The sequence below is a fragment of the Streptomyces sp. NPDC000410 genome (genome assembly GCF_040300305.1).
In the GTDB taxonomy this organism is placed as follows: Bacteria; Actinomycetota; Actinomycetes; order Streptomycetales; family Streptomycetaceae; genus Streptomyces.
On the sequence record NZ_JBEPDM010000144.1, the window covers coordinates 1 to 1,022 of the forward strand.

Annotated in this window: 2 pseudogenes; both read right to left on the minus strand. The window is 69.0% G+C overall.

Annotated elements, in window-relative coordinates:
* A pseudogene (locus ABT342_RS38140) lies at positions 1–214 on the minus strand (protease inhibitor I42 family protein); the annotation flags it as partial.
* Positions 174–1,022: pseudogene (locus tag ABT342_RS38145) on the minus strand (peptidoglycan-binding protein); the annotation flags it as partial. The pseudogenes ABT342_RS38145 and ABT342_RS38140, both read right to left, overlap by 41 nt.

A 1,022-nucleotide genomic window follows, 5' to 3' on the forward strand; every position in this document is an offset into this window, starting at 1 on the left:
CGGTGAGCGTGAAGCGCTCGCCCGGCTCGGCGGTGATGCTGGTGTCGTTCACCGGGCGGCTCGCGGTGCTCGTGGGATGGCTCGTGGAGCCGCCGTCCGATTCGTCGGTGCCCGGGCCGCAGCCCGTGGCGAGAGCGAGCAGCGCGGCCGCCGCGATCGCGGCACCGCCCCTGCTACCGGGGAAGGTAGACGCTGTACGCGTTGGGGAGTTCATTGTTGGAAGCCTTGCCCATACGGCCGTTGATGAAGTCGTCCTCGCTGACCCAGGTGGTGGTGCCCCAGGGGTTGTACACCTGAAGCATGTCACCCTCCTGGGCGATGATGGTCATCGCGTGGGCGCCGTCCTTACCCGAGACGTCGACAGGCACCGGGTGCCCCTGCGCCACCGACCTCTGGACTTCGGTGAGGACCGCTCTGCGGTCGTCGGCGCTGTTCAGGTCCTGGCGCTGGTAGTCGGTGCCGGTGGCCTTGCCGACGGAGTTGTCGTTGATCCGTTCCTGCCCCTCCGGCCCCATGCCGGTCCACTTCTCGCCGCCGTCGCCTTCGGTGTGCAGCCGGTGCTGTTCGGCCACCAGGCGCTGCTTGAAGGCCTCGGGGTCGTCCTGCTGCCCGTCGGGGCCGCCGGTGAGCTGGAGCGCGTACACGGGGTCGACCATGGCGCGGGACGTGACGGTGGACGAGGCCACGCAGGTGCCTTCGGGGCCCTGGGTCCACTGCTGTCCGCGGAACGTGACGCGGTCCGTGTTCGTGTTCGCGCCGTCCGACTCCAGGCCCTCGTCGTCCATGCTGTCCCCGGCGGTGACCACCGGAGTGAGGTGCCAGCGCATCCAGCTGGGGTCCTTGCCATGGATCTTGTCCTGGAACTTCCCGATCTCGTCGACGCTGTGACCGGCGGCCAGTGCCTTCATCAGGTAGGCACGCTCCTGCGGGGTCTCCGCCTTCGCCAGCATCCGCTCCATGGCCTGCTCGTCATCGAGACTCAGCTTGTCCATACGCGTCGACGCGCGCTCCAGGTCGCTGGG